Origin of the sequence: Psychrobacillus sp. NPDC093180 (genome assembly GCF_044754065.1) — a bacterium.
Lineage (GTDB): Bacteria > Bacillota > Bacilli > Bacillales_A > Planococcaceae > Psychrobacillus.
In genome coordinates, this window is sequence record NZ_JBIVOJ010000008.1 from 168,378 (window position 1) to 190,451 (window position 22,074).

Consider the following 22,074-nt stretch of genomic DNA (forward strand, 5'->3'; position numbering starts at 1 on the left):
ATGAAAGCTGAGAGGGGAATTCAAATGAATTTTGATTTAGTTATTAAAGGCGGAAATGTTGTACTGCGTGATGGTGTTTACAAATTGGATATCGGGATTAAAGACGAAAAGATTTCTTGTATTGCTGAACATATCACAGATGATGCGAAAGAAGTAATTGATGCAGCTGGTCAATATGTTATGCCAGGAATGATCGATACGCATGTTCATATTAGCGAACCTGGACGTACAGAGTGGGAAGGTTTTGAAACAGGATCTAAATCGTTAGCTGCTGGAGGGACGACTAGTTATGTGGAAATGCCGCTTAATGCACTTCCAGCGACAATCAATAAAGAGGCATTAGATCTTAAGTTGGAAGCAGCAGTCAATCAAAACTATGTAGACTACGCATTTTACGGTGGACTTGTACCTGAGAACCTGGACCAACTTAAAGAATTATCTGATGCTGGTGTTCTAGCTTTTAAATGTTTCTTATCTGATATTACAAGTGATATTCCGGAAGATTTCGTAAATGTAGATGATTACACATTATACAAAGGAATGCAAAAGTTAGCTGAATTGGATCAAATCCTATGTATCCATGCAGAAAACGCGTCCGTTACATCTGGACTTGCTAAAGAATATGAAAGAGAAGGTAAAAACTCTGGAGTAGAATATGCGGAATCACGTCCTATTTTTACAGAAGTGGAAGCTGTTTCACGCGCAATACTTTTTGCGAAAGAAACTGGTTGTAAATTGCATCTTGTTCATATCAGCACTTCAGAGGCAATACAGACTATCTTGAAAGCACGTGCAGAAGGTGTAGATGTAACAGTTGAATCATGCCCTCATTATTTTGCTTTCACTGCCGATCAAGTGGATGAAATTGGACCAAGAGCAAAATGTCAACCTCCAATCAGAAAAGCTGAAGACCAAGCAAGATTATGGGATGAGCTTCTAAATGGGAATATTGACTGGTTAACGTCTGACCATTCACCTTGTACAGAGGACTTAAAACAAGGTAATATTTGGGAAGCTTGGGGTGGAATTAGCGGTGCGCAAAACAATGTCGATCTTATGTTTGACTTAGCTGTTAAACAGCGCGGATTAGCCGTTAATAAATTTGTTGACCTAATTGCAACAACGCCAGCTGAACGTTTCAATATTCCTCATAAAGGTGAAATTGCAGTTTCCAAAGATGCGGATATCATTTTAGTGGATCCTAACCAGTCGTATACAGTTAAAAGAGAAAACCTTTACTACAAAAACAAACATAGTGCATATGAAGGTAGAAAAATTGATTGTCGCGTAACAAAAACAATTGTTCGCGGAAATGTGGTATTTGATTTAGAAAATGGAATTGTCGGAGAACCAGTTGGAAAATTAATCTCTGCTAAATAAGATAAATAAATGGTTTATTCAATCCCTTTGTCATTCTCGAATACGATTATGGCAAAGGGATATATATACTTGGAGGAATGAAAGATGACTACATACGATTTAATTATTAAAAATGGGAAAATTGTTACAGCAGAATCCACTGTTCAAGGGGATATTGCGATTAAAGACGGGAAAATCCAAGAGGTTGGTCAATCTCTTGAAGGCACTGCGGATCGAGTAATCGATGCAGAAGGACTTCATGTTTTGCCAGGGTTAATTGATACGCATGTTCACTTCAATGAGCCTGGAAGAACTGAATGGGAAGGACTTGAAACAGGAAGCCGAAGCTTAGCTGCTGGTGGAGTTACAACCTTTTTCGATATGCCTTTAAATAGTACACCGCCAACAATCAACAAAAAAAACTTAGACTTAAAAAAGGCTTGTGCGGATGAAAAATCGATTGTAAATCCTCATTACTGGGGCGGACTTGTTCCTGAAAATATTGCGGATTTAAAAGAACTACATGAGAATGGTGTTATCGGATTCAAAGCATTCATGTCACCGAGTGGTATCGCTGATTTCAATCATGTGGACGATGAAACGATTTTCAAAGGGATGAAAGAAATCGCTTCTCTTGGATCTCGTTTAGCAGTTCACGCTGAAAGTACAGTTATTTGTGATCAGCTTGCGGAAGAAAAGCAAAAACAAGGTAAAACGACTGCAAGAGATTTTGTTGAATCGAGACCGATTATTTCAGAAATTGAAGCTGTAAGAAGAATCATCTCTTACGCAGAAGCAACTGGCTGTAAAGTACATGTAGTCCATGCAAGTAGTAGAAAGGTCGTTGAAGTCATTCGAGCAGCGCAAGAGCGAGGCGTCGGTATCACAGTTGAAACTTGCGCGCATTATTTAGCTTTAACTGTAAAAGATCTTGAAGAAAAAGGTGGATTGGCGAAATGCTGTCCTCCACTACGCGATGAAGATGAGGTTGAAGATTTATGGGCTGCAGTTGCAAATGGAGAGATTAATGTAATTGCCTCAGACCATTCACCAGCTCCTGCTTCTATGAAAACAATAACAGATAACTATTTCGAAGGTTGGGGCGGTATCTCCGGTGCTCAATCAACATTAAATGTTATGTTAACTGAAGGATATTTTAAACGTAACCTGCCTTTAGAGAAAATTGTAGCTTTAACAGCGACAAACCCTGCTAAATTATTTGAACTTGATGGCAAAGGGACAATTGCTAAAGGATACGATGCGGATATAACGCTTGTAAATTTAGAAGAAAGCTTTGAACTTAAGAATGAAGATTTATTCTATCGTCACCAACATTCACCTTATGTAGGTATGACGTTTAAAGGAAAAGTTAAATCCACAATTGTAGCTGGTGAAGTTGTATTTGAAAATGGAGAAATCACTGCTTCCAAAAAAGTGAATGCATAAATAGTAAAAATCCCAAACCTCTTCAGGTTTGGGGTTTTTTACTGTCTAGCTTAAGATGCTTAAACTTTCTTAACTAAATGCTTCTTCCTCATCTAACAGAATAGAGCCGATGACGAGGGCTACGCGTATACGTAAAGAATCTGATGGATCGCGAAGAGAACAGTTTAACAGTTCCTCAGCTTTTTCTATTCGATATTTCACTGTATTTCGATGGACAAATAATTTTCGAGATGTTTCCGAAAACTCACATTGAGCATCTAAGTAAACTTGAATCGTTTTTACTAGTTCCTGATCTTCCTTTGTTTTTGGATAGGCCAAAGATTTTAATGTATTTTCGTATAGGGCTTTTAAGTCTTTACGAGGAAGAGATTTTAACAATTCCTCTAAATCCCTTGTTTTGTAATATTTTATAAACCCTTTTAAATTTTGCTCATACCCGGTTAATATCGCTTCCACAGCTTCATAATAAGCAGTCGGTATCTCTTTGAGAGAAGGCACTGAGTGGCTTACTCCAAAGGAAAGAGTGAAATCGCCATTAAAGCTTGCTTGGACATTTTCTACGAATTGTGTAATTGTATTAATTTCTTCGTCGCCATATTTAGGGAATTGTAACATCATTGCGAAGTACTTCCCTTTTGTAAATAAAGTTGCTTCTAAATTTTGATGAATAATTTCATCTTCCAACTGGTCGTAAACACTATTGTGAAGCTCTCCAACCTTTTTCTCATAAAGTTGCAACGTTTCATATACTTCTCCTTGGGCGTCAATTGTGCATACTACACAGACATTCTCCATCCCTTTTTGAAGTCCATAATAGTTAGAGCGGCTATATATTTCTTCGTCAGACTGGATTTTCATTTCGATTAAATCAGCAAAGAAGTTATTTTTTAACAATCGCGAGTTTTCTTCGATTGCTTGCTCTTTTACGATAGTAAATGAAATGACATTGCCTGCCTGTTCGATTGCCATTTGCGAAGATGGATATGGTAAGGTGAGTGAATCGAAAATGACTAGCATGCTAGGATATTGCCGTTTTGTATGAACAGGGAAAGTGGAAACATTTTGATGTTCCCTTGATGGAATGGAAAATGTTGTTCCTTCTCGTGCAACAAGTATGTCTTCCTTTATCTTTTGAAGAATCTCTTGTTTTATCTCCTTCATTGATTCCTTCACAAAGTCGTGGCTTTGAGCAATCATTTCGCCTCTATGATTCAATAAGAGTGTTGGACGTGCCAAAAGGTAACCTAATTGTTCTAATAGAGCACTTAAACTATATCCCTTGATAAGCATATTGGAGAACTCTTTTTGCACATGTAACGCATAGTACAGTTGCTCTGCCTCATGATCATTCAAATAATTCAATATGTGACGAGAAACTTCCCCTAAAGTATGTTTTGTAGGCAGATCAATAATTGGAAATGCGAGATTATCAGCCAGTAATTTTACTTCAGGAGGTAATTGATGAAAGAATCGGCTAATCTTGATAACAAGACCAGAACAATTTAAGTCGTGCATTTGTTTGATTAGCTCGCAGAACTTCTCTGTGTCATCCTTAAAAGCATATCCCGTTGAAAGGAGAAGATGATTTTCGGCTAAAAAGTTAATCACGTCAGGTGTATCAGATATATTTACAGATTGTACATTTCTTGTTAGACCGCGATGGCCTGCAAGTACAATACCTTCTTTCATGCCTTCCAATATAAATAAATCATTTATGGTTTTCATGCGAATACCCTCTCTACTAAAGTTTCCATAAGAAATATTACTCTAGTTCCTATACTATCCATTTTACGTTAAAAGTAAACAAAAATCAAAGCTCAAATTGGTCATAGTAAACAATGACAATTTCAAGCAATAGCTGTAGACTAGAATAGATAAAGGCTAAAAATTAGGGAATACTAAATTGGTCATACATCCAGTACAGATGCATTAGTAGTTATTATTCTACGGAGCATTAAGACTGTTGTTATTCATAAAAAGAAAGGTGATTGTTATTAACGAATTATTAAAATCAAGCAACTGGATTTCGGGCTTACAGTGGCTCTTTTTTATTTTTACGAACATTGTTGTCATACCGATCACTGTCGGAGCGGCTTTTGAACTTTCCCCAGGCACAATTGTCAATATGCTTCAGCTTTCCTTTATCGTGACAGGATTGGCATGTATCGTGCAAGCGTTTTTGGGGCATAAAAGAGCCATTATGGAAGGACAATCGGGCCTATGGTGGGGTGTAATTTTAACGCTATGTAGTACAGCTGCGGCACAAGGGATGCCATTACCTATTTTAGGGGGCAGTTTAACTGTTGGAATTATCATTACCTCAATTTTGACTTTTTTGATTGGTGTAACAGGGCTAGGACCTCGTCTTGCCAATTTATTTAAACCTGCCGTAATGGGTGTGTTTATGTTTTTGTTCGGATGTCAATTAATTGGAATCTTTTTAAAGGGAATGCTAGGCATTCCATTTGGTAACCAAGCAGCGGGTGCTCATATCGACGTATCCATTTCCTTATTATCGATCATAGTTGCGATTATTGTAATCGTGATTAGTGTAAAGGCACCTTTAAGTGTACGACGCTATGGTCTACTTATCGGTATTATCAGTGGTTGGATTGTTTATGCGCTTATTTTTAAGCCGGAAAGTGCTGTCAGTGAAGCTACATCGTTTGGCCTTGAGCTATTTCCACTAGGAAAGCCTGCATGGGATATCGGAATAATCATGACGACTGTAATCGCTGGATTATTAAACTCTGCAAATACGATAGGCGCACTAAAGGGAACGGAAAGTATGTATAAGGTGGAAACGACTAAATCTGAATACAGAGCTTCCTTTACGATTACAGGTATTTTTACGCTTATCGCCGGATTTTTTGGGCTAGTTCCAAATTCACCTTACGTATCTTCAATCGGCTTCCTAAGTCAAACGGGAATTATAAAAAGAATTCCTTTTGTTCTTGGTGGATTAATGTTTCTTGTAATGGGTCTAATACCGCCAATTGGTCACTTTTTCTCACAGCTTCCATTAAGTATTGGTAGTGCAGCATTATTTGTCTCTTATTTGCTTCTTTTAAATTCTTCCTTGAATTTCTTCAAACAGGTTGAATTTAATACGGTAAATGTCTATCGTTCGGCTGTTCCGTTGTTTGTAGGAGTTGTGATTATGACCCTTCCTGCATCTTATTTTGTTACTATTCCAAGTGTAATCCGACCAGTTCTTAGCAGTGGATTGCTAGTGGGAATCATTCTAGCTCTACTATTAGAGAACTTGTTTAAATGGGACAATTACGGGAATGAAGATAGTGGTAAGCAAAAGGATACAACAAGTCCGGTTAATGATTGAACCGCTCGACAAATTAAATGACGAGAACAGGAATTTGGCAAGAAAAGTGAGATATCATAAATGGATAAATAAAATATAGAAATTTGTCCATTTATGCTAAAGACTATTTTTGTGGCAATGATTACAATGGAGAGTGTAGCGAAAGACAATAAGTTGATACAAGACAATTCAGTGCATACTATCCGCATGTATTACAAACAATAGAAGCGTTACCAAAATAATTATAGAAATTACATAGCGCAGAGAAGGATGGTGAAATAGGTGGACGATATGAAAGACATTGTACAAAAGCTTGACAATTTAGCAGAAGAAACAGCTGGCAAGCTTGAATGGTTAGCCGAATTCGGAAAAGATCCAGAAGGCGGAGTTTCTCGTTTACTTTATACAAAAGAGTGGGTTGAAGGTCAACATGCATTAAAAGAATGGATGGAGAACGAAGGCCTGGAAGCTCGATTTGATGATATTGGGAATTTATACGGAACGTTAACAGGAAAAAACACAAACGAAACTGTTTTGACTGGCTCACACGTGGATACTGTAAAAAATGGCGGCCGTTTTGACGGTGCATATGGAATTGTTGCGGGAATTATTGCATTGAAATATTTGAAAAAACATTTTGGTCAACCACTAAGAAATATCGAAGTTGTTTCGATGGCCGAGGAAGAAGGAAGTCGTTTTCCTTATGCCTTCTGGGGTTCAAAAAATATAGTCGGATTAGCCAAAAGAGAAGATGTAAAAGATATTACGGATTTTGATGGTATTCCTTTTGTGGAAGCGATGTCAAAAGCTGGATTTAAATTTAAAGCGGATGATACTGCAAAGCGTGAAGATCTCAAAGCATTTGTAGAAATTCATGTGGAACAAGGTAGCGTTCTGGAAACGGAACAAATTCCAGTAGCGGTTGTCTACAGCATTGTGGGACAAAGACGTTTCACTGTTGAAATTACAGGAGAAGCAAATCACGCAGGCACGACGCCGATGGGTTACCGAAAAGATACCGTTTATGCAGCTAGCCAAATGATATTTGAACTTATATCGATGGCTAAAGAAGAAGGAGATCCGCTTGTTGCAACAGTCGGCAAGATTGAAGCGGAGCCGAACATTGTAAACGTTGTTCCTGGAAAAGCGATTTTCACGATAGATGTTCGTCATACAAATAAAGAAATATTGGTGAACTTCACAGAAAAGATGACTGAAAGAATGAAAGAAATTTCAAAAGAACATGGTGTTGAAACAGTTATCGATATGTGGATGGATGCAGATCCAGTTCCAATGGATGCAACCATTGTTCAACTGATTGAAAACCAATTTAAACAAAATGGTTTAAATTACAAATTAATGCACAGTGGTGCGGGACATGATTCTCAAATCTTTGCTCCAGTTGTACCAACAGCTATGCTGTTTGTTCCAAGTTTAAAAGGGATCAGCCATAATCCGGCTGAGTTTACAGAACCAGCAGATTTAGCAGAAGGTGTAAAAGCACTCATTGGTGCACTTTATGAATTGGGTTATAAAGAATAACACTGTGAATTCAATGTACAGATAAAAATATAAGCAAACAGAGGAGAATGTAATAATGGGTTATCCAAAGGATTTACTTTCAAGCAGATCAATTATTAAACCAGGTCAATATGCGCTTATCGCTCCAGAGGGATTAGTAAATAATGTTATCCCTGGATTTGAAAATTGCAGAATTTCCATCTTAGGTTCACCAAAACTTGGTGCTAGCTTTGTTGACTACGTAGTAACAATGCACGAAGGCGGAAAGAATAGCAAAGGTTACTGCGGTGAAGAAGATGTACAATGCTTTGTTTATGTTCTTAGCGGAAAAGTGAAAGCAAAAGCGGATGACCAAGAGTTCATTCTAGAAGAAAGTGGTTATTTATATTGCCCACCAGGCGTAACAATGTATTTGGAAAACATGGAATCAGGAGATTCTCGTCTATTCCTTTACAAACAAAAACACAACCCACTAGAAGGACAGAAGCCTTGGGTTGTTTCAGGTCATGCGAATGAGATTGAGTATATGGATTATGATGATATGCACAACGTACATCTTAAAGATCTTTTACCATTAGATCTTGCTTTTGATATGAATTTCCACATTCTTTCATTTGACCCGGCAGCTAGCCACCCATTTGTTGAAACACATTACCAAGGACATGGTGCTTACCTATTATCTGGTGAGGGTATGTATAACCTAGATAATGAATGGATTCCAGTCAAAAAAGATGATTACATCTTTATGGCTCCATATGTGCATCAAGCAGCGTATGCAGTGGGTAGAGAGCCATTAACATACGTTTATTCTAAAGATTGCAATCGGGATGCATCATTATAATACATTAAAAAAAGAGGTGTCACGATGAGATTGAAAAGCGAAGACTTAAAAAGTCTAATCAAAACAAAGCTTCACAAGGCCGGTCTAAATGAGGAGCATGCTGATGTCGCGGCAGACGTATTAACTTTTGCTGACGCAAGAGGCATTCACTCCCACGGTGCTGTTCGCGTGGAGTATTATGCAGAACGAATTGCAAAGGGCGGGATCAATACGAACCCAGACTTTAAATTCGAAAAAACAGGCCCTGCATCTGGCGTATTTCATGGTGATGGCGGTAATGGCCATATAGCTGCGAAATTAGCAATGGATGAGGCAATCAAAATGGCTAAAGAAAGTGGAGTTGCCATTATTGGTGTGAGAGATATCTCTCATAGCGGTGCCATTTCCTACTTCACGGAACAAGCGGCAAGTGAAGGTTTAATCGGCATTTCCATGTGTCAATCTGATCCGATGGTTGTTCCTTTTGGTGGTGCTGAGCCTTATTATGGAACAAATCCGATCGCTTTTGCTGCACCAAGCAGTGATGGCAGAATGATCACATTGGATATGGCAACTACTGTCCAAGCTTGGGGGAAAATTCTTCATGCTCGTTCCAAAAAAGAATCCATCCCTAATACATGGGCAGTTGACAGCAATGGGGAACCAACAACAGATCCGTTAAATGTAAATGCATTATTACCGATTGCAGGTCCAAAAGGATATGGTCTTGCGATGATGGTTGATGTATTATCTGGAATCCTTCTTGGACTTCCATTTGGTAACAAAGTTTCTTCCATGTACGAAGATTTATCTGAATATCGAAAATTAGGTCAGCTTCATATTGTTATCAACCCGGCATTCTTTACTGGGATAGCTAACTTTAAAAATAGCATTACCGAAACAATGAGCGATTTAAATCAAATCAAACCTGCACCAGGCTTCTCTAAAGTCCTTTATCCTGGTCAAAACAATGATATTGTCATTGAGGATTATAAGGAAAATGGAATTGAGATTGTTGAAGACATTTATGAGTATTTAAAATCAGATGTTATCCATAATAATCAATATGATCATAAAAACCCATTTGCAGAATAATTTATGATTCGAATATAGATAATCGGTTGAAAAATAGGAGGGACGAGTGGAATGAGATTAAGTAGCGAGCAATTGAATGAGTTGATTACTACGAAGCTGCAGAAAGCAGGATTAACTGAGGATCATGCGCGTGGTGTTGCTGACGTTCTAGTTCATGCAGATGCTAGAGGAGTCCATTCTCATGGAGCAATGAGAGTGGAGTATTATGCTGAAAGAATTGCTAAAGGCGGTATTAATGCAAATCCTGATTTCAAATTTGAAAAAACTGGTCCTGCAACAGCTGTGTTTGATGGTGATAATGGAGCAGGGCATGTTGCAGCCAAGTTAGCAATGGACGAAGCGATTCAAATGGCAAAAGAAAACGGTGTAGCTGTTGTTGGTGTAAGAAGAATCAGTCACAGTGGTGCGCTTTCTTACTTTGTTCAACAAGCTGCTAATGAGAACTTAATTGGTATTTCTGTTTGCCAATCGGATCCGATGGTCGTTCCTTTTGGTGGATCAGAGCCTTATTATGGAACAAATCCGATTGCTTTTGCAGCACCAGGCAAAGACGGGCAGAACATTACATTTGATATGGCAACTACCGTTCAAGCTTGGGGGAAAATTCTTCACGCTCGTTCTAAAAACGAATCCATTCCTGACACATGGGCGGTTGATGTCGATGGAAACCCTACAACCGATCCATTTAAGGTAAATGCTTTAGTACCAATTGCTGGGCCAAAGGGTTACGGTCTTATGATGATGGTAGATGTTTTATCTGGAATTCTTCTTGGACTTCCATTTGGAAACAAAGTATCTTCCATGTACCATGATCTTACCGAGCATCGAAATCTTGGCCAACTTCACATTGTTATTAATCCGGAATATTTCACAGCGTTAAATCTATTCCAGGAAAGTATCGCAACAACTATGCAAGATCTTAATAACATTAAACCAGCTCCTGGTTTTGATCATGTTTCTTACCCTGGACAAAGAAGTGCTGAAAGGGAAAAGAAATACGAAGAAAACGGAATCGAAATTGTTGATCATATTTATGAGTATTTAGTTTCAGACGTAGTTCACAACAATGCTTATGATAACAAAAGCCCTTTTGCTAAGTAGAAGATAAAGGGTGGTCAACTTGTGGCCACCCAATTTTCTGTGCCTATTTTACCCTGGCCATTTCGGTTTTCTTGATAAATTAAGTAAAAATAATAACAAAGAGGTGCATTCAAACATGCTTTATACAATTGTTAAACAGAATTCATATCAGGATTCAGTTAATTTAATGCTTCTTACAAATAAAATATCTACTATGGATGGCATTAACAAAGTTCAAATTATGATGGGAACTCCAGCCAATAAAGATATTTTAAAGGCAGCTGATCTATACACAGAGGAACTTGAAGGTGCGGCATCTAATGATATGTGTATCGTTGTTGATACTGACTCAGAAGAGAAAATCCAAGAGGTTCTAGATGAAACAGATAACTATTTAAACAACCAAGCAATTGCAAGTGGTAAAGAAGCTTTCGAAACTGTTCGTTCTTGGGATAAAGCTACAAAAGAATTACCAGGTGCGAATCTAGCGATTATTTCTACACCAGGTCAATATGCAGCGGAAGAAGCTGAAAAAGCTCTTGATAGAGATATGCACGTTCTTATTTTCAGTGACAACGTAACAGTTGAAGATGAGCGTCGTATTAAGGAAAAAGCACATGACAAAGGTCTTCTTGTAATGGGTCCTGACTGTGGTACAGCAGTAGTTTCTGGCGTACCTCTTGCATTCGCTAACGTTATGAAAACTGGTAAAATTGGTGTAATCGGGGCTTCTGGAACAGGGATTCAAGAAGTTACAACAGAAATTGACCGTTTAGGCGCTGGAATTAGCCATGCAATCGGTACTGGTGGCCGTGACCTAAATGATAAAATCGGTGCAATTACAATGTTAGATGGTATTAAAGCATTAGCACAACATAGTCAAACAGAAGTGATCACATTGATCTCTAAACCACCTGCAAAAGAAGTTCGTGATGAGGTTGTTCAATTGCTACAAAGCCTTTCTAAACCAGTTGTTGCGATTTTCCTTGGTGAAGAGCCACATAACCATGAAGGCAATGTATATTATGCTAACACACTTGAAGAAACAGCTGCGATTGCAGTAGATCTTGTGAAAGGCAACCCTATTAAGCCAAATTACAACAGATTACAAGCAGAAGTACCTGCAGTAACTTTAAAACCAGAGCAAAAAACAATTAAAGGTCTATACTCAGGCGGTACATTAGGTTATGAAGCAGCTACTTTAATCAGTAGTGGTCTTAACTATGATAATAGTGGAGCCCATGAGGAAGGATACCTTCTAAATGCAAATGGATTCCAAGTGATCGACCTTGGGGATGATATTTATACACAAGGTAAACCACACCCAATGATCGACCCAGATACAAGAATTCAATACTTCCAAAAAGCAGCACAAGATGAGTCAACTGCAATTATCCTATTTGATCTAGTTCTTGGATATGGTTCTCATGAAGATATGGCAGGCGCACTTATTCCTGGTATCGAAAAAATTCAAAAAGATGCACAAGCAAAAGGTAAAGAAATTTACTTCGTAGCATCTGTATGTGGTACTGACCAAGATCCACAAGGTATTGACGAGCAAAAAGCAAAATTAGAAAAAGCTGGAGTTATTCTACGTGATAGTAACAACCAAGCGGTTCTTACTGCATTAGCTATGCTTGATATCCAAATCGAAGAAGTACAAAAAGAATTAGTACCTGCAACAGAAACTGCAATAGTTGAAATTACTGTTTCTGAAGCTATCCAAAAGTTATTAACAGAAAAACCAAACGTTGTTAACGTTGGATTAAAGAAATTCACAGAAGCGATTACTGCTAACGGCGGAAGAGTTGTTCAGTATGACTGGCGTCCAGTTGCTGGCGGCAACCCAAGAATGCGTCAAATTTTAAGTGTACTTCGTTAATCGAAAGAAGCTATTTAAACTTTAGGCCAACGAAATTAAACGACCAATGAATTATCAGGAGGAATCATAATGTACGGACAATATAAAACAATCGACGAAGCAAACCGAGCAGTAATCGATAAAGTTGTATCGAGTGCACCTTTCTTAGTAGATGTAGTGCCTGCCAAATCTGTCATTCAAGAGTTAAACGGGAAAGTTCTGCTTCATGCAGGACCACCTATTAAATGGGAAAACATGACTAGCCCTATGCAAGGATCTTGCATAGGAGCTACATTGTTTGAAGGTTGGGCTTCTAACGCAGATGAAGCAGCTAAGATGCTTGAAAATGGAGAAATTGAATTCATTCCATGTCACCATGTGAACGCGGTTGGTCCAATGGGAGGAATTACATCTGGAAGCATGCCAGTTCTTGTGGCAGAAAATCGTGATGGTGGAAACCAAGCATATTGCACAATGAATGAAGGTATTGGTGCAGTTCTACGTTTTGGTGCTTACTCTGACGAAGTACTTAAACGTCTTGCATGGTTCAGAGATGTACTTGGTCCAACACTTTCAAAAGCAATAAAAGTTAAAGGTGACGGATTAAACGTTAACGTTATGATGGCGAAAGCAATTACAATGGGAGACGAGTTCCACCAACGTAATATTGCTGGTTCACTTATTTTCTTAAAAGAAATTACTCCTTATATTTTAAAAACAGATGTAGCGGACTCAGATAAGCAAGATGTTATTCAATTCTTGGCTGATACTGATCAATACTTCTTAAACATTGCGATGGCTTCAACGAAAGCAGTAATGGATACAGCACGTGAAATCCAACACGGTACAGTAGTAACAGCAATGTGCCGTAACGGTTATGAATTCGGAATTCGTATTGCTGGTATGGGTGACCAATGGTTCACAGCACCTGTTAATACGCCTCAAGGTTTATTCTTTACTGGCTATGATCAAGACTTAGCTTGTCCTGACATGGGTGACAGTGCGATCACTGAAACATTCGGTGTAGGCGGTTTTGCAATGATCGCTGCTCCTGGTGTTACACGCTTCGTAGGTGCTGGTGGTATGGACGATGCAGTTAATACTAGTAATGATATGATGGAAATTTGTATTGATCATAACCCTAACTTCTCTATTCCAACTTGGGACTTCAAAGGATCTGCCCTAGGAATTGACGCAAGAAAAGTTGTTGAAACTGGAATTGAACCAATTATCAACACAGGTATTGCTCATAAAGAAGCTGGAGTTGGCCAAATTGGTGCAGGTACAGTTCGTGCTCCATTAGCTTGCTTCGAAAAAGCAATTGATGCATACGCTGTAAAACTTGGTCTAATTGACCCACAATAAATGAATAAATGCACTCTTTTTGGAGAGGACTATAGTTATCTAGTTCCTCTCCTTCTTTATAAAAGTGAAAATGGATATGTTCATAGTCGTTTTGCCAATGGCTTTAATATTAAAATAGAAGATTCTCTTGTATTTATTGGAAATAATAAAAACGGACTTCTGCCATTTGGAATTCATCTTCAAGAAGAAGATACGTTAAGAGCTGTTTCCTTTGTGAACAATGGAGATCCAGTTATATGGAATAAAAAAAACAACTCCATAGAATTACCAAGGGTAACAATCAGTATCGAAAAAGGCAATAGCTTTAAAAATGAATTAACTACTTTAGATAGTACAGACATTTTTAAAGCAAGTTTTGAGCAATTTTGTTCACAACTAGTGAAAATAGAAGACCATACTGGACTGGATGTTTCGTTCAAAGAATTTTTAAATAAGCTTTTTGCAGCAGGCGAACAAAGTTGGCTTGGTGCTGAACCCTATTTGATACAGTTGATGGAAGCTGCAGAGTCGCGCGATAAAGATTTATTGGAGAAAGTCCTTAGATATTTTCTTGGAAGGGGACAAGGCTTGACTCCTTCAGGCGATGACATGATTGTCGGGATGCTTGCCTTTGATGCCGTTTCCCCAACTCTTTCCCCAAGCTTTTATGAAAAAGTTTCAGAACTAATTGAAGGCGAATCAATTACTACTGATGTGGCAAGAGAATATTTACGGTATGCACTTAAACAGGAGTTTAGCTCAACCGTTTCAAATCTAGTCAATGCACTTGCTGACGGTAATGCCCCTAATTTTGAGAAAGTCTTATATGACTTAATCGGAGTTGGACACAGTTCAGGTTTGGATACGGTCTTAGGTATTCTTATCGGAATGTTAGTTTTTAGGAAAACAAAAATAGAAACAAATTAAAAGGTTGGAGAGTGTATATATGAGTAAAGTCGTTTTAGCGATTGGCGGTAACGCAATCATTAAAGAAGGTCAAAAAGGAACAATTGAAGAACAACGAGAAAACTTAGTTGAGAGTTCTGCACCTGTTCTTGATTTAATGGAACAAGGTCATACAGTTGTAATTACTCACGGAAATGGCCCACAAGTTGGTAATACATTAATAAGAGGAGAAATGGCGAAATCAGTAATTCCAGAGTATCCTTTAGATGTATATGGTGCTGAAACGCAAGGTAACTTAGGATATTTAATCCAACAAACTTTTAAAAACAAAATGGCGGAACGTAATATTAATAAAACAATTGCAACAGTTGTAACTCAATCAGTTGTTTCAAAAGATGATTCTGCATTTGAAAATCCTACAAAACCAATTGGCCCATTCTATTCTAAAGAAGATATGGAGAAAATTGTAGCTGAGCGAAACTTAACATTCGTTGAAGATGCTGGACGTGGATATAGACGTGTTGTTGCATCTCCAAAGCCAGTTAGAATTGTTGAAAAAGAAGCAATTGAAACTTTGCTTAACAATGGTATTTCTGTTATTTCCACTGGTGGCGGTGGAATTCCGGTAATTGAAAATGACGGAAAAATCGAAGGTATTGAAGCTGTAATCGATAAAGACTTCGCAAGTGCATTACTTGCAGCTGATATTAACGCTGATTATTTATTCATCTTAACTGGTGTTGAACAAGTTGCTATCAACTTCGGTAAACCAAACCAAGAAAATTTATTAGAAATGACAATTGATGATGCACTTCGTTATTTAGATGAAGGTCAATTCCCTAAAGGAAGCATGGGACCTAAAATCGAAGCTGCGATTCTGTTCCTACAAAAAGGCGGAAAGAACGTTATCATTACTTCGATTGATAAACTACAAGATGCAATTGAAGGAAAAACTGGTACACGTATTGTAATGTAATATATAAAGTTGTTCTGTCTACCCCTACTTTCAATAAGAATGCAGGGGTAGACAGTGCTTTTTTATTTACTTAATTTCTTTCTTCAACACCCCCGCAAATATTAAAATCTACATAATAGATATTAACTGTCAGAAAAAGACTAGCTAACTATGTTCACTTTTTTTATACTTAGATTATTAACGACTAAAATATTCCGAAGATTTATAATAAGTAGAAACTACGCGGATTAGACAGGAGATATCTATATGGATACTAAGCAAAGATATCAAATACTATTTAATAAGATCAATCAATATAATTCAGGAACTAAGGGAATAACTAGAGTTGCATATACAAATGAAGAGCAGGCATGTACACAAGCATTTATGCGAGCGTGTAAAGACGAAGGACTAGATATTCGGATCGATCCATGTGGAAATGCAATTGGGAGAAGAGAGGGTAGAATAAAGGGACTTCCGCCTGTGTTAATGGGATCTCATTTGGATACAGTTTATCAAGGCGGTAAGTATGACGGGGTTGTCGGTGTTACCGCTGCATTGGAAGTTATTAAACGACTGAATGAAAAAGGAATTGAAACAGATCATCCAATTGAGATTATTTCATTTGCTTGTGAGGAGTCTTCCAGGTTCGGTGTTTCCACACTAGGAAGTAAAGCGATGGCCGGTACATTTGATAAGGAGAAAGTTAGATATTTAAAAGACCGTAATGGAGTTACGTTGGAAGAGGCACTTGCTTTATGTGCACTTGAAATTGATAGTATTGAACATGCGAGCAGAAAAGATGAAAAGATAAAGGCTTTTTTTGAATTACATATAGAGCAAGGACCAGTATTAGAGAATGAAAATAAGAAGATTGGCATTGTTACCGGAATAGCGGCTCCGGTTAGATTTTCGATAAGAATAGTAGGAACCCCTTCCCATTCTGGCACAACCCCAATGAATATGCGAAATGATGCGCTTCTTGGTGCATCCCAAATTGCATTGGAGCTTGAAAAAATTGCGTTAAATGAGCAAAGTTACGGAACGGTTGCTACGGTTGGTGTTTTAGATATCCCAGCTGGTGCGATGAACGTAGTGCCGGGCGAAGTAGAAATCAAAGTTGATATCCGCGGGACTTCATTAGAATCACGCCAGCGCGTGTTAGATCATCTTAATCAAACGATTGAATTAGTAAAGAGAAACAGACAGCTAGAAATCCTAAGTCAAGAAATCATCTCGGAAGAACCAGTGTTACTCTCTACTGAAATTACAGAAACAATGGAGACAATTTGTAAGGATCAGGCTATTTCTTATAAAATGATGCCAAGTGGAGCAGGACACGATGCGATGAACATGGTAAAGCTATGCCCTACTGGACTTATCTTTGTTCCATCTGTAAATGGTCTTAGCCACCATCCAGATGAGTATACCGACCATGATGATATATTAATAGGTATTGATGTGTTAGAGAAAACTGTCATACATTATGCTAAAATGGAATCGAACATTTAGGGAAATAAGTGGGCGGGTAAGTAAATAATTCTCACCTCATAAATATAGATATAACCACTTCTCAAAATCAGAGAGGTGGTTATTTTTTTACGTTTTGGATTTAATATGTCTCGGTATTAATCAGCCAACTCCAGAGTCTGTCTGTTCTTCTAGTAGTCATAAATTATATAAAGTCTTTTCAAGTAATCAATGAGATGTGATTTTGAGAAATTTCAATAAAGGAGGATAATAGGCCTATTATAATTTTCTGTCATTTATAAATAAAAAATACTAGTGTCGACAAAAAACGATAAGTTCTTTATACTATTATAGTGATATGTAATCGTGATATTAGTACTATTATACCTATAATTGAAAAAGGCAAACTTATCGAAAGGTAAGGACGCAAAGCTACGAGTCTAAAATCCTCTTGGATAATGATAGTCGGGTTGCCAAGAGTAGTAATGACTGATTTTTTGGCTATCCCTATCTAGGATTGGGATAGCTTTTATTTTAGACTCCCCAATAAGCAAATAAATGTCACCTAAGAAATGTAGCAGACTATAGGAAAAAGGAGATTAGAGATGATAGTAGTAGATAAAAGGAAATATAAAATGGCAATTAATGAGGTCGCAAAGGAAGTTCAAGTACAGGTGCATGGATTAATGAGAGCGGAAGATGCAGAAGGGTATTTGGTAGATTTACAGGATACGATTAATAAAGTCTCAAGACAAGAATATACGTTTGTTATCGACGGGACTCACCAAACTCCTGTCCCATCAAAAGTTGTACCGCAGTTGGAGCAAACGATGCAATTTTATTCTAGCTTAGGTTTTAAGGATATCCTTGTAGTAAAGCCTGCCTCTAAAATTGCTCAAGTGCAAATTAGGAATGTACTTGAAAGAATTGAGTTCACAGGTACATTTATCGATAAAGTACGTCATTCTATGTAATGTTAGATCTACTAGAAAGAAATTTTAATTTAATAATTTGGAAGGAAGATCAATAAGTGCAAACAATACAAGAGTTATATACATATGAAATTATAACGAAGGAACAAACAGATGTAATTCCGAAAGCAGCTGCGTGTTTAGCTCGTTCGTTTATTGGAGTAAATGTTTCAGGGAAATGGGTTCAGGAACCAATGGTAGGTCAATTAAATTTAGATTATGATGACTTCTATCAGTTTACATTAGGTTATTTAGAATCTACTGTAGAGCAAGGTTATTGCGCAGTCGCTAAAGATATTCATGAAAATGTTGTTGGCGTGCTTGCTGGAGACACAAATGCACCAGAGATTATTGGAGAAGATGTATTTGAAGGTTCTTTTTATGATATGAATGTAATTCTGCGTGTACTGGAAGATGTAGATAAACGTTTCATGGAAGATTACAAAAAGCGAAACGGTGAAGATATTAAAGATGGAGAGTTATTACACCTATTCATGTTAGGAGTGACAGCTGAACATGGCCGCCACGAGATTATTCAACAATTAGGAAGTAGATTAATGACAAAGGCATCGTTACAAGGAGTAAAAGCTGTGTTAGGGGAAGCAACAAACCCGAAGTCGATACGTGTAATGGAAAAATATCATAATATGAAAAAATATAAAGATTTAGAAGGAAATTATATTGTTCATAAATATCAGGATAATAATAAGTTAAATGGTATTCCTGCAAATATAGCAGATGGAACGTATATCCTTTTGAAGGAGCTTTAAACTGTTCATCATTACTAATTCAATACTAAATAGGAGTTAGGAGATTTATTTATCATGGAAGCTATTATGCTAGGTATAATTGTTATCTTAATAGGGGTCTCGGTGTATTTTGCTTACCGTTATTATTCGCTAAAACATCATCCTCATATTAATAAAGAAATAATAAATGGAATGAAAGAATTATCAGCAGGTAATATCACAAGCCCAGTGGATGAAAAAAGTGCTGATTATGCTATTTTTAATCAGCTGATTGAGTTTTTCAGCCTTGTAAGGGAAAAGTTTTTTTCATTTTCAAAAAATGTCCAAGAAAAGGGAGAAAATCTAGCGGAGATCGGTGAATATGCTTCTGAGAAAGCGGATATTGTTAGAGCAGCAATTGATGAAGTAGGTAGAGGATTACAAAAACAATTAATAGCTACCGAAGAAAGTGCCGAATCAATGGAAGAAATGGCTCAGGCTATCGAAGATTTATCTGTAAGATCCAATCAAATCTCAGAGCAATCGATCACTACTTTAGAATTGACCGAAGAAGGAAACGGGAAGTTAAAGAATTCCTTAGAAAAAATGGAGCAGTTTAACCAAACGATTAATACCACATTTGATGCCATAAACAAACTTGGAGAAAAGTCTCACGAAATCGGTACTATTGTAAAAGTGATTACAGGGATATCTGAACAAATTAATTTATTGGCATTGAATGCGGCAATAGAAGCTGCCCGTGCGGGAGAACATGGGAAAGGTTTTGCGGTTGTTGCTGATGAGGTAAGAAAATTGGCCGAACAATCACGCCAATCTTCTTCTGAAGTATCAAATATAGTAAAGAATATACAAGAAGAAACAGACATAGTTGTCAAGTCAATGCAACAGGGAACAGAAGAATTTAAAGATACAAATACAACTATTGTAGAAGTTGGAACTATGTTCGAAACAATTCTGTCAACTACAAAAATCATTGCTGAAAACAATGAAAACTCCTCTGCAAGTACAGAAGAACTATCTTCTGCTTCTCACCAGATAATGACAACTATTGTTGAGATAGCTTCTATCTCTCGAGAATCTGTTGAAATGTTTGAGGAACTAATAGAAATTAGTGATGATGAACTGCAGACAATGCAAAAGCTTGTTCGTGAAGCGGAGAATCTTGTAGAGTTAAAAAATGAGGTTAACAAATTGATATATGCATGGAATGATGGGGTAGAAACAGAAGGTCAAAGTGGTGCACAATAAAACTTAGTATAACAGTAGAAAGCTTAAGCTGATAAATATAAGAGTGCTTCTTATAGGTTGATCCAACTTGTGGGAAGCATTTTTTTTATGCATAAAGCTACTTCTAGTAAAAATATCAAGGAGGTAAAACGATGAAGCAAGTACAAAAGCTGTTTCCTAGTATGGACGGGAATGACTTTCAAAGAGAAGAAATATTATCCTATTTTAGGACGATTTTTACGAAAATAGATGAATTAAAGGATCCTAACAAATTAACGCTAGGAGAAATGCCTAAATACACAGAGGATTACTATAATCGTGTCATTCAAGAGGCGGATGTTCCGAAAAAGGGAGTGCCAATGGAGGAAGTGATCCAAGAACTTCTAAAATTAGTAGAAGGACACCGCTACGTCAATCGAAATTATGTAGCCAATGCAGCGCCCCTTCCGAATATTGCTAGTATTATCGGAAATTTAGTAATGGTACTAGTCAATGGGAACAATCTTTGGGATGTGGAAGGTCCAGCAGCGGCAACAGCAGAAATCGAGATAACTAGCATGCTATCTAAACTTGTCGGATACGATGAAAGCACCAGTGCAGGATACACAACTTGGGGTGGACAAGGAGCTGTCTTTAACTCTTTACGTCTTGCCATCGCTCGTTACGCTCCGTCGTCTAATCAAAATGGTGTGCCGCAAAATCTCTATTGCTTCTGTTCAGAGCTTTCACACTATAGTCTGTATAAATCTGTAGAAGCAACAGGGATTGGCGTAGAAAACATGATTCGTGTGAAAGCTAATGTTGATCATTCTATAAATCTAGAAGATTTAAAAGAAAAAATGGAGCATGTTATTGCTATAGGCGGCATTCCTCTTTATGTCCTTGCCACAATGGGAACTACTGATACTTTTGGGGTTGATGACATTAAAGGAATAAAGAGGATAGCAGAAGAATTGGAACGCACATATGGTATATGCCCAATATACATCCATGCAGACTCTGCTATGGGAGGTATGTATACTTTCTTTAATAATTACGACTTTGAAAGCAATCCTCTCCTATTGGAAGACAATGTGAAGGTAGTATTAAAATCTTATCAACAGAAGTTTGAACATATCCAACTTGCCGATAGTATGGTCTTTGATTTCCATAAGCTTGGCCAAACACCATATATTACGAGTTTATTTTTAATCAAAAACAGAGAGTATCTTAAGTATGTTGATTTAGATGTAGCAGAAACACCGTATGTTGGAAATCGCGGTTATGGTAGTTATCATACAGGATATACGCTCGAATGCTCGCGGATGGGAAGTGCTCTGACAATATATGCGTCTTTATTAGCATTTGGAATAGAAGGCTATCAAGAGCTTTTAGCCAACTATATTCGTGTCAATATTGCATTTAGAGAGACGTTAACAAAAGAAATTTCGAATGTAGTGATTACGAATGAGGTTTCTCCGATTACAACATTCCGTTTTTATCCCGAAATGACAAGATGGAATGAGGAAATGAAAGGAATTTTAACGGTAGAAGATATAACGGAAATCAATCAATTTAATGACGATTTCGCAGAAGTAATTGGTGCAGAACGAGATACCGTCTTCTTTGGAAATACAAAAAAGCAGCGTCTCGTAAAAGCTGCAAACTCAAACAAACCGGTATCCATATATGCACATAAATTTTTTGCAATCTCGCCATACTCAACAATAGAAGAGGTAGACCGCTACGTAGGATTTCTAAAAGAACATCTAGCATTCTTTCTGAAAACAAGTAGTAATAAAAATATGATTCTAACAACAAGTTAAAGGTACGATACACTCATTTTAAGAAGGTCTTTCATCAGTTTGCAAAACTGTTGGGAGACCTTTTCTTCTGAGCATTATTTTGACTGTTATAAAAGGAGAAGAACCATCTTTCGGTTAAATATTGAAATGAAAAGAGTAAAATAACT

17 protein-coding genes and 1 riboswitch are annotated in these 22,074 nt (G+C 37.4%); of the genes, 16 read left to right on the plus strand and 1 reads right to left on the minus strand.

All coding sequences use genetic code 11. From position 1 onward, the window contains the following. The first annotated feature begins 24 nt into the window (after positions 1-24). Together allB and ACIP9W_RS13695 are read left to right on the plus strand one after the other, a co-directional pair. Complete coding sequence (gene allB / locus ACIP9W_RS13690) at positions 25-1,380, plus strand: allantoinase AllB (RefSeq protein WP_400790308.1); 1,356 nt, start codon at positions 25-27, stop codon at positions 1,378-1,380. An 84-nt stretch (positions 1,381-1,464) separates the two neighbouring features. Continuing rightward, the gene (locus tag ACIP9W_RS13695) at positions 1,465-2,805 is read left to right on the plus strand and encodes an allantoinase (RefSeq protein ID WP_400790310.1); all 1,341 of its coding nucleotides are present in this window, start codon (positions 1,465-1,467) and stop codon (positions 2,803-2,805) included. Between the two features lie 69 nt (positions 2,806-2,874). Here the strand turns inward: ACIP9W_RS13695 and ACIP9W_RS13700 are convergent, their stop codons facing one another. Then, positions 2,875-4,530 (minus strand): PucR family transcriptional regulator, encoded by a 1,656-nt coding sequence (locus tag ACIP9W_RS13700; protein WP_142539818.1) that lies wholly within the window; start codon positions 4,528-4,530, stop codon positions 2,875-2,877. Between the two features lie 238 nt (positions 4,531-4,768). Between ACIP9W_RS13700 and ACIP9W_RS13705 the strand changes: the two genes are divergently transcribed. The 14 genes from ACIP9W_RS13705 to ACIP9W_RS13770 all read left to right on the plus strand — a co-directional run bounded on the left by ACIP9W_RS13705 (position 4,769) and on the right by ACIP9W_RS13770 (position 21,928). Further along, positions 4,769-6,145 (plus strand): uracil/xanthine transporter, encoded by a 1,377-nt coding sequence (locus ACIP9W_RS13705; protein ID WP_400790313.1) that lies wholly within the window; start codon positions 4,769-4,771, stop codon positions 6,143-6,145. A 270-nt stretch (positions 6,146-6,415) separates the two neighbouring features. Next, a complete protein-coding gene (allC, locus tag ACIP9W_RS13710; RefSeq protein WP_400790315.1) occupies positions 6,416-7,666 on the plus strand; it encodes an allantoate deiminase in 1,251 nt (416 codons plus the stop codon). Positions 7,667-7,721: 55 nt separating this feature from the next. After that, positions 7,722-8,486, plus strand: coding sequence for a (S)-ureidoglycine aminohydrolase (gene allE / locus ACIP9W_RS13715; RefSeq protein ID WP_142539820.1), 765 nt, complete (start codon positions 7,722-7,724; stop codon positions 8,484-8,486). 24 nt (positions 8,487-8,510) lie between these two features. Further along, entirely contained in the window at positions 8,511-9,560 is a 1,050-nt protein-coding gene (gene allD, locus ACIP9W_RS13720) for an ureidoglycolate dehydrogenase (RefSeq protein WP_400790317.1), read from the plus strand. A 51-nt stretch (positions 9,561-9,611) separates the two neighbouring features. After that, positions 9,612-10,661, plus strand: coding sequence for an ureidoglycolate dehydrogenase (allD, locus tag ACIP9W_RS13725; RefSeq protein ID WP_400790319.1), 1,050 nt, complete (start codon positions 9,612-9,614; stop codon positions 10,659-10,661). A 115-nt stretch (positions 10,662-10,776) separates the two neighbouring features. Then, on the plus strand, positions 10,777-12,522 hold the full coding sequence (gene fdrA / locus ACIP9W_RS13730) for an acyl-CoA synthetase FdrA (protein WP_400790322.1): 1,746 nt from the start codon (positions 10,777-10,779) through the stop codon (positions 12,520-12,522). 69 nt (positions 12,523-12,591) lie between these two features. Further along, a complete protein-coding gene (locus tag ACIP9W_RS13735; protein ID WP_282242187.1) occupies positions 12,592-13,866 on the plus strand; it encodes a YlbE family protein in 1,275 nt (424 codons plus the stop codon). Beyond that, positions 13,867-14,772, plus strand: a complete 906-nt coding sequence (locus ACIP9W_RS13740; RefSeq protein WP_400790325.1) for an oxamate carbamoyltransferase subunit AllH family protein — start codon at positions 13,867-13,869, stop codon at positions 14,770-14,772. It abuts the gene before it with no gap. 19 nt (positions 14,773-14,791) lie between these two features. After that, on the plus strand, positions 14,792-15,727 hold the full coding sequence (gene arcC, locus ACIP9W_RS13745) for a carbamate kinase (RefSeq protein WP_400790328.1): 936 nt from the start codon (positions 14,792-14,794) through the stop codon (positions 15,725-15,727). A gap of 246 nt (positions 15,728-15,973) precedes the next feature. Then, positions 15,974-17,218, plus strand: coding sequence for a Zn-dependent hydrolase (locus tag ACIP9W_RS13750; RefSeq protein WP_400790331.1), 1,245 nt, complete (start codon positions 15,974-15,976; stop codon positions 17,216-17,218). A gap of 349 nt (positions 17,219-17,567) precedes the next feature. Further along, a riboswitch (cyclic di-GMP riboswitch) is annotated at positions 17,568-17,654 on the plus strand. A gap of 127 nt (positions 17,655-17,781) precedes the next feature. Then, on the plus strand, positions 17,782-18,150 hold the full coding sequence (locus tag ACIP9W_RS13755) for a hypothetical protein (RefSeq protein WP_400790334.1): 369 nt from the start codon (positions 17,782-17,784) through the stop codon (positions 18,148-18,150). A 56-nt stretch (positions 18,151-18,206) separates the two neighbouring features. Then, complete coding sequence (locus ACIP9W_RS13760) at positions 18,207-18,917, plus strand: hypothetical protein (RefSeq protein ID WP_282242191.1); 711 nt, start codon at positions 18,207-18,209, stop codon at positions 18,915-18,917. Between the two features lie 54 nt (positions 18,918-18,971). Next, the gene (locus ACIP9W_RS13765) at positions 18,972-20,144 is read left to right on the plus strand and encodes a methyl-accepting chemotaxis protein (RefSeq protein ID WP_400790337.1); all 1,173 of its coding nucleotides are present in this window, start codon (positions 18,972-18,974) and stop codon (positions 20,142-20,144) included. A gap of 131 nt (positions 20,145-20,275) precedes the next feature. After that, positions 20,276-21,928: a pyridoxal phosphate-dependent decarboxylase family protein gene (locus ACIP9W_RS13770; RefSeq protein WP_400790340.1), complete on the plus strand. Its 1,653-nt coding sequence runs from the start codon at positions 20,276-20,278 to the stop codon at positions 21,926-21,928. Positions 21,929-22,074: the final 146 nt, after the last annotated feature.

Coding starts and splice junctions, on each gene's coding strand:
- allB (WP_400790308.1), top strand. CDS start 25: ATGAATTTTGATTTAGTTATTAAAGGCGGAAATGTTGTACTGCGTGAT.
- ACIP9W_RS13695 (WP_400790310.1), top strand. CDS start 1,465: ATGACTACATACGATTTAATTATTAAAAATGGGAAAATTGTTACAGCA.
- ACIP9W_RS13700 (WP_142539818.1), bottom strand. CDS start 4,530: ATGAAAACCATAAATGATTTATTTATATTGGAAGGCATGAAAGAAGGT.
- allC (WP_400790315.1), top strand. CDS start 6,416: ATGAAAGACATTGTACAAAAGCTTGACAATTTAGCAGAAGAAACAGCT.
- allE (WP_142539820.1), top strand. CDS start 7,722: ATGGGTTATCCAAAGGATTTACTTTCAAGCAGATCAATTATTAAACCA.
- allD (WP_400790317.1), top strand. CDS start 8,511: ATGAGATTGAAAAGCGAAGACTTAAAAAGTCTAATCAAAACAAAGCTT.
- allD (WP_400790319.1), top strand. CDS start 9,612: ATGAGATTAAGTAGCGAGCAATTGAATGAGTTGATTACTACGAAGCTG.
- fdrA (WP_400790322.1), top strand. CDS start 10,777: ATGCTTTATACAATTGTTAAACAGAATTCATATCAGGATTCAGTTAAT.
- ACIP9W_RS13735 (WP_282242187.1), top strand. CDS start 12,592: ATGTACGGACAATATAAAACAATCGACGAAGCAAACCGAGCAGTAATC.
- ACIP9W_RS13740 (WP_400790325.1), top strand. CDS start 13,867: ATGAATAAATGCACTCTTTTTGGAGAGGACTATAGTTATCTAGTTCCT.
- arcC (WP_400790328.1), top strand. CDS start 14,792: ATGAGTAAAGTCGTTTTAGCGATTGGCGGTAACGCAATCATTAAAGAA.
- ACIP9W_RS13750 (WP_400790331.1), top strand. CDS start 15,974: ATGGATACTAAGCAAAGATATCAAATACTATTTAATAAGATCAATCAA.
- ACIP9W_RS13755 (WP_400790334.1), top strand. CDS start 17,782: ATGATAGTAGTAGATAAAAGGAAATATAAAATGGCAATTAATGAGGTC.
- ACIP9W_RS13765 (WP_400790337.1), top strand. CDS start 18,972: ATGGAAGCTATTATGCTAGGTATAATTGTTATCTTAATAGGGGTCTCG.
- ACIP9W_RS13770 (WP_400790340.1), top strand. CDS start 20,276: ATGAAGCAAGTACAAAAGCTGTTTCCTAGTATGGACGGGAATGACTTT.